The organism is Kitasatospora sp. MBT63 (assembly GCF_000710465.2).
Taxonomy (GTDB): domain Bacteria; phylum Actinomycetota; class Actinomycetes; order Streptomycetales; family Streptomycetaceae; genus Kitasatospora.
This window is the reverse complement of sequence record NZ_JAIZ01000266.1, coordinates 1-6,669: the sequence shown is the minus strand read 5'-3', so window position 1 is coordinate 6,669 and position 6,669 is coordinate 1. Positions and strand designations below refer to the sequence as shown.

Sequence of the window (6,669 nt, the reverse complement as noted above, 5' to 3'; positions counted from 1 at the left end):
TGTTGGGCGCGGGTGGTGGCCATGGCCTGGAGCGCCACGGGCGGTGCGGGCCGCCTCCCGCAGCACCTCCACCCGCCACGGCCGCCCGTCGCCGGGTTCGGCCAGCAGGAGATGCCCGGCCACCACATCCCCGTGCGCGCCGTCGGCCCGCAGCAGTTCGGCTGCCCGGGCGTGCCCGGCCGCCAGCTCCGCCGCACTCATCACCGTCTCGGCGATCGCGCACGCACCAGCGGATGACTGAAGCACCCTCCCGCACCCAAGGGCGCCGCCCCGGTCACGTCCAGGGCCAGCACTCCGATCTGCTGCAAAGACCGGGCGTGGCGACGGACCTGCGTCTCCTCCACGCCCGCCAGCGCCGCGGCGATCCGCCACGCAGCCCCGTGCCCCAGAACGACCAGTGCCCGGGCCAGACGCCGGACCGGCTCGGATTGGTGCGCAAGCCGCTCGACCACGGTGGCGGCCAGCACCCGGCCCCGGAACTCCTCCACCAGGTGTGCCTGGCCGGCCACGGGCTCGACCCCGCTGTCCGCCAAGGTCCGCAGCAGCTCGCCGAGCAGCAGCGGATTACCCCCGGACGCCTCGGCGCAGGCAACGGCGAACCTCGGCTCCACCTGGCCCCCCAGCCGCGCCCGCACCATCGTGGACACGCCGGCCGTCGTCAGTGGCGGCAAGTCGACCTGTTCACTGCCACTTCGCGCCGCGATCTGTTCCAGCACCAGCCCCGCTTGGGTATCACCGTCGGGGCGCGCCGCAACCACCAGTACCAGCGGCAAGTCCTGCAACCGGCGGGCCAGGTACGCCAACCAGCGGACCGACGGGCCGTCGGCCCAGTGCGCGTCGTCGACCACCAGGGCGAGCGGACCGTCGTCGGTGACGTGGACCATCAGCCAGTACAAGCCGTGCAGGACACCCATCGAATCAGCCGACGGCCCCGACCCCGCCGGCTCGGCATCCAGCCGCAAAGCGTACGACGCCGGCTCGGCCGGGCCGGACAGCAACCGCTCCCGCCCCACCACGCCCGCCCGGGCCAGCAGCGGCTCCACCAGCTGCCGCAGCACCGCGAACGCGAAGTCCTGCTCCAGCAGCCCGCCACCCGCCCACACCACCGGCATCCCCCGCCCCCGCTCGGCCTCCGCCCAGGCACCCACCAGCGAGGTCTTCCCCATACCCGCGCCCGCCCGGACCAGCACCACCGAACCGCGACCCTCACGTGCCGCGACCGCGGCACGCTCCAGCGCCGCCAACTGGCCACCGCGGTCCAGCAGGCCCGCCCCCACCCCGCCGTCATCGGCAACCAACCCCCGGGGACGACCCGAACGCCCGACCCGAAGAAGCAACGCCGCATCGGTGCCGGTGAGCCCCAACGCCGTCACCAACGCTTCAACCGTGTGATGCTGCGGCCGCTGCCGACGACCCCGTTCCAGATCCCTGACCGACCGGGAAGTCAACCCAGCCGCCTCGGCCAGCTCCTCCTGCGTCAGCCCTGCCCTCCGTCGCAATCCCAGCAGCATCTCACCGAACGTGGTCACCGGGCCACCCCCGCAACCCCGACCCCGACCCCGCCACCACACCCAGGAACGCACACCCGGCCACCGGACCGGACAACGAACACGGCCGCGAACGCACAACCGGTACACCTACGATCCAACACGGCGCTACCGACGATCCTGCACTCCTCGCCCGGGCCGACGACGACCGGCACCGGCGGGCCCACATCACGAACGGCCGACCGACGGGCGGTGGTGCCCGCAACGCGAGCAACACTCTCCACCACGGCGCCACCTCCACGCGAAGGCCACCGGCCCGCGTCGTGAAGGCCCCACCCCGAGCCGGCATACACGACAGCGAGACGGTCGTGGATCCTGCCCGGGCACTCATACCGGAACGTCATGGCCTCCCCTTTCATCGCCGATTGTTGACAAGATCAACGGTAGGAAGGACGGCCACCACCGACCATGAGGACAGCCGGTGTCCCAAGGTGGGGACCACCCCCGGAACACACCACCCACCACACCCGACACCAACCACCCGAACTGATCAGCCGCCAGCCCACCGAGGAGGCCGGGGCCGAACTCAGGAACCTGGCCGACACCCACCCCCACCTGCGCCTTCGCGGGGCAGGCCCGCCAACCCGACAAAACGAGAGGCCAGACGGGCTGCGCTGATCGAGCTGATCAAGTACTTCTCACCCGCTCCGGCGGCACGTACGGCCCGCCCAGGATCACGCTCGACCTGTGGGCCGAGGGCAGGCACGTGTCCGTGCACACCGTCGCCGAGACCATGGCCGAGCAAGGCTGGTACGGTCGCGAGCCGAAGAAGCGCAGGTCGCCGACCCGGCAGGGCAGACGGAAGGCCGCCCGCGACCTGGTCCACCGGCACTTCGACGCGGTCTCGCCCGACGTGCTGTGGTGCGGTGACGGCCCGCAGGACAGCAGCAGGGCCTTCGCCGACGCCTGCCGCCGGGCCGGCGTCCGCCAGTCGATGAGCACCGTCGGGCCCAGCGCCGACAACGCGCTCGGGTCCGTCAGGCCAGGCCTGCACGCAGTCGCACGGCGCAGGGCCCCGGGTGGGCGGATGGCCACCTCGCCGGGCCGGGGCGGCCGACAGCCGCAACGCCCGTACGGGAGGACGGCCTCGAACAGGACCCCGCCGGCCGGGGACCCGACCGGGCCTGCGTGCCGGGCGGGCGGGTGTGCGGCTCAGGCGGGCCCGGCGCCGTCGGCGATCCAGAGGGGGCTGCCGATCACCACCAGGTCGGCCCTGTGCGCGCCCCGTCCTCACGGGGCCGGGATGGTAGGCGTAGATGAGCGTCCCGACCTCCCTGCGGGCCGGCGTGGACCGGCTCTCGTGCCACTGGTGGGACAAGGCGGCGAGGTCGGCCAGGCAGTCGGTCACGCCGGGGAGCGCAAGCGCCTCGATCGCGACTCCATCGGTCTCGGGGTGGTCCACCGCGAGGAGTTCCAGGGCGCACACCGCGTCGGGTGGACCACCTGCGTGGCGGGCTACGGCAGTGCGGCGTGGCCGGGCGCACGTTGGCGGGCGGCGCCGAACAGAGCCCGGCCCACGGTCAGGGACAACAGTCGGCCGACCCCGGTGCGGAGCGCGAGCCGCGGATCCGCCTCTCAGACGGACGCCGGTACGGGCCCGGGCTCCTAGACCTCGACGTACCCGACAACCACGATCGTTTGACGGACCGTGACGTGGTAGATGACCCGTACACCGTCGATGTCGTCGCGGTAGTCGCGCAGCCGGCCGCCGCCCTCGATCGGGTGGCCGATGTCGGGCCGCACGGAGATGGCGACCAGGGCGCGGTCCAGGCGGTGGGTCTGGGCCGCGGTCAGCTTCTCGAGCTGAAGGGCGGCGAGGTCGGAGAAGGCGACGTCGGCACGGCGCGGGGTTTCAGGCGACACGCTGCTCAGTCTGCCCGTTCGCCAGCTCGGCGAGGTGGCGTTCGCGCAACTCCTCCCACGGCGTGCAGTCCTCGGGGTCGGGCAGGCCGTTGGCGGCGACGTCCTCCAGGAACGCGGCCAGCTGCTCGGCCCGGCCGCGTTCCTCCCGGGCCAGGGCGCGCAGCGCGTCGGCGCCCTCGGGGGCGAGTTGTTCGCGGCCGCTGTCGTTCGACGTCATCACGCTCTCCGTCCGGCCCCCGGTGGTCTGGGCCCGGGAGTTCACTCCCCCACGGTAGCCGGAAACGCGCTATCCGGGACCGTGGTCGACCGAAGTCGAATTGAGCGCGACCGCCGGTCCCTTCGCGCGGCGCAGCGACGGCGGGCCCGCGCCCGCCCGGTCCGCCGGTGAGCAGCACACAGGCCGGGCGTCGGGCGGCCGGCACACGGGGGGCGGTCGGGCTCGGGATCGGCCCGACCGCACCTGCAATTTCGTCTTTCGGCCTTCCTGGCCCGGTACGCCGCCTGCCGACATGCAGAACAGCAGTACATCGCGTCACGGCGGTGGCCGTGCCCGCGGGCGAAGCGGCGGCGCAGGCCGGGCAGCGCACCACATGCTCGGTCTCGATGCCCTGGGTGAACCAGAGGCCGATGGCGACAGTCTCAAGGAGGTGGCCCCGACGACGTCGGGCCATCGCCTTGCACGCCGCCGAGCAGAACCGGGCGTCGCTTCGCGCAGTCGCCCGCAGCGGTCCCCAGCAGTACGCGCACCGGCGCACCCAGCCAGCCAGCCAGCCAGCCAGCCATGGTTCCACCGTACGGCGGCCGCACGCCTCATGTGCCGATCATGTCCCTGAAATGGGAAAACAGATGCTCCACCGTGGATGCGCGTGCGGCAGCGCCGCGGGCGCGGGCCCGCGATCCGTACGGACGTGGTGCCCGCGGCGCCGTGCGTGCGGCCGCGGGTCCGGGCCGCCCGATGGGTGGGAATGTCCGACAATGCGCCGGGTATCCGCAGTGGGGGCCGTACATTCGGCTGCTACGAGCGGTAACTGACGATCCGGTGGGAGTGATTGTGGCAAACCCCAGCACGTTCGGCACGGACAGCAGTGTGGGATCGACGGTTGCACTGCTGGAGGCGAAGCTGCCCGCCGTGCGCGAGCGCCGCCGCGAGCTGGAGGAGCAGCTCGCGGCCGTCATCGCGCAGGAGAGCGCTCCGGCTCGCCCTGGCCTGGTGCTCCATCGAGCTAGTGGCAGCCGCCCGCGCTCGCCGTACTGTGCCGCAGCACCGAGGTACGCCGCCGCCACGCGACCGCGCTCCTGCCCCTGTGCCGCGACCTGGCGGCCCTCGGGCGGGTCGTGCCCCGCTCTGTGGTGTAGCCGATCACTCGGTGGGCGTGTTGGGTAGTGCGGGGCGCTTCGGGGAGCTCGGCCAAGTAGAGCTGGTTGCCTTCGGGCAGGTAGCGGCGGGGGAAGGCGATCCACTCGTCGTGGAGCTCGAAGAGCACGGCGGTGACCAGCCGCAGGAGCGCGTCGTCGTTCGGGAAGACCTGGACGACATCGGTGCGGCGCTTGATCTCGCGGTTGATCCGTTCCAGCGGGTTGGTGGACTGGATCTTCTTCCAATGTCGTTCCGGGAAGGGCGCGAAGGCGGTCAGGTCGTCCTTCGCTCGGCGACAGCGAGACCGAGGTGTTCTGGAGCGATTTCCTGCGCTCATTGTGCGAACGCGGCCTGGTCGGCGTCCGACTCGTGATCGGCGACCACCACCTGGGGCTGGTCAAGGCCATCCGCAGGGTCATGCTCGGAGCCGCCTACCAACGATGCAGGGTTCATTTCCTGCGCAACGTGTTCAGCGTGGTCAACAAGGAGGCGGCGAGCTGGTCGCCACGACGATCCGCACGATCTCCGCCCAGCCCACCGCCGAGGCGGTCCGCACCCAGCTCGACACCGTCGTCGGCATGCGTCGACCGAGCGCGTGGACACGCCGTGGACGTAGGCCTCCGTGATGACCGCGTACAGGGCCTGGTCGATGCGGCGGCGCCGCTCCAGCAGCGCGGGGAAGAAGCTGCCCGACCGCAGCTTGGGGATGGCCGGGTCCAGGTCGCCGGCCGGCTGTGGTCAGCGTCTTGTCCCGGTGCCCGTTGCGGAACGTGGTGCGGGCCTCGGTGTGCTCGTTCCACTGGGCGCCGATCCTTGCAGTGGCCTCGGCCTCGATCAACTCCTGGAGCATCCGCTCAGCCACACCGCGGACGAGTTCCAGGCCGTCTGCCGAACGTAGTGACTCCAGCAGGCGTAGTAGATCAGACTGAGAAAGGGCCACCGTGCGTCTCCTTCGTTGAACTGGCCTTTCAATTCGAAGAGTTGCGCGGTGGCTGACTCATGCTCAGGGAGTGCGGGGCCCTCGTGGGTGTGCGCCCCAGGAGCGATCCCGCGCACGCCTCACCTGTGATCGGCTACACCACACAGCGGGACGCCATCCTCAGGTGCCACGCCAGCTCACCGAACCTGCACTCGACGGCCCTTGTCCACGCTGCCTACTACGACGGCGGATCGATGCCGAATCACCGCACCACATTGCCAACTGAGTGACAACGGATTCGGGCGCACCCGACTGCGGGGCGCGCGGACTCGTCATCCGCTGCACCCTGGCAGCCCGCGCACGGAATGAGCCCTTTCCCGCTCTCGGCGATCAGGGTGCCCCAACCGCGGCACGCCTGGCAGTTGGCAGCCGACTTGACGTCCACCGCGTACTTGGGTGCCACACAGGAAAGGTTTCCCACCGAAATCATCCTCCACCCGACCCGCCGTTCCGATGATCCGGGCCGATACCGGGGCCAACGCGGATCGAACGTCGTTCGGCAATCATGGCCGCTGCGTCTGTATCATCGCGCTCCAGTGTCGGCGGCTGGCTGAGAAGGCCAGGGCGATCGACCTCGGGGCACGATTCGAATTCCTCGATTCTGCTTTCCGCACCGCCGCCCCGAAACCTGCCGACGGCCCACCTGCAGGATGACGTCGGGTGGTCCGATCGGTTGGCACCGGTCGCAGTGCCGGCGGCGCTGGCGAGGCGTGCAGAACGGGCGAAGGAGAAATCCCGGGCGAGGTGGACGGTTCCCGCCCACCAGCGCTACGGTTCGGGAGATCGACAGTGCGGTCTTCCGGGTCGAGGGTGACCGCATCGTGGAGCACTGGATCCAGATCGACTGGGCGGGACTGAGCGCCCAGTTGCGGGCGGCCAGGGCTAAGTGGCTGTTGTCTTTCCGGGCTTGAGGGCTGCGTTTC

Annotated in this window: 5 protein-coding genes and 4 pseudogenes; 3 read left to right on the top strand and 6 right to left on the bottom strand. The window is 71.2% G+C overall.

All coding sequences use genetic code 11. The annotated features are described in order from the left end of the window. Both AA75_RS47530 and AA75_RS16755 read right to left on the bottom strand, forming a co-directional pair. The coding region (locus tag AA75_RS47530; protein WP_149038186.1) for a hypothetical protein at positions 1 to 201 on the bottom strand (201 nt) is incomplete at its 3' end. Then, the gene (locus tag AA75_RS16755; protein ID WP_033820858.1) at positions 201 to 1,529 is read right to left on the bottom strand and encodes an AAA family ATPase; all 1,329 of its coding nucleotides are present in this window, start codon (positions 1,527 to 1,529) and stop codon (positions 201 to 203) included. The genes AA75_RS16755 and AA75_RS47530, both read right to left, overlap by 1 nt. A gap of 670 nt (positions 1,530 to 2,199) precedes the next feature. Here AA75_RS16755 and AA75_RS54005 point away from each other — a divergent pair. Next, positions 2,200 to 3,156 (top strand): annotated as a pseudogene (locus tag AA75_RS54005) (hypothetical protein); the annotation flags it as partial. Here AA75_RS54005 and AA75_RS16745 read toward each other — a convergent pair. The 3 genes and pseudogenes from AA75_RS16745 to AA75_RS45660 all read right to left on the bottom strand — a co-directional run. Beyond that, a complete protein-coding gene (locus tag AA75_RS16745; RefSeq protein ID WP_033820856.1) occupies positions 3,153 to 3,410 on the bottom strand; it encodes a type II toxin-antitoxin system RelE/ParE family toxin in 258 nt (85 codons plus the stop codon). The pseudogene AA75_RS54005 and the gene AA75_RS16745 sit on opposite strands and share 4 nt — an antisense overlap. Further along, complete coding sequence (locus AA75_RS16740; protein WP_033820855.1) at positions 3,400 to 3,627, bottom strand: hypothetical protein; 228 nt, start codon at positions 3,625 to 3,627, stop codon at positions 3,400 to 3,402. The genes AA75_RS16745 and AA75_RS16740 overlap by 11 nt, the downstream gene beginning before the upstream one ends. Positions 3,628 to 4,837: 1,210 nt before the next feature. Further along, a pseudogene (locus AA75_RS45660) lies at positions 4,838 to 5,056 on the bottom strand (transposase); the annotation flags it as partial. Here AA75_RS45660 and AA75_RS45655 point away from each other — a divergent pair. Then, a pseudogene (locus AA75_RS45655) lies at positions 5,056 to 5,348 on the top strand (transposase); the annotation flags it as partial. The pseudogenes AA75_RS45660 and AA75_RS45655 overlap by 1 nt on opposite strands. Position 5,349: 1 nt before the next feature. On the opposite strand, the pseudogene AA75_RS45650 reads toward AA75_RS45655, so the two are convergent. Beyond that, positions 5,350 to 5,677, bottom strand: a pseudogene (locus AA75_RS45650) (transposase); the annotation flags it as partial. A gap of 719 nt (positions 5,678 to 6,396) precedes the next feature. Here AA75_RS45650 and AA75_RS47525 point away from each other — a divergent pair. Beyond that, positions 6,397 to 6,657, top strand: coding sequence for an ester cyclase (locus tag AA75_RS47525; RefSeq protein ID WP_149038185.1), 261 nt, complete (start codon positions 6,397 to 6,399; stop codon positions 6,655 to 6,657). Positions 6,658 to 6,669 lie beyond the last annotated feature (12 nt).

Excerpts from the sequence above, each read along its gene's own strand:
- AA75_RS16740 (WP_033820855.1), bottom strand. The coding sequence starts at position 3,627 with ATGACGTCGAACGACAGCGGCCGCGAACAACTCGCCCCCGAGGGCGCC.
- AA75_RS47525 (WP_149038185.1), top strand. The coding sequence starts at position 6,397 with ATGACGTCGGGTGGTCCGATCGGTTGGCACCGGTCGCAGTGCCGGCGG.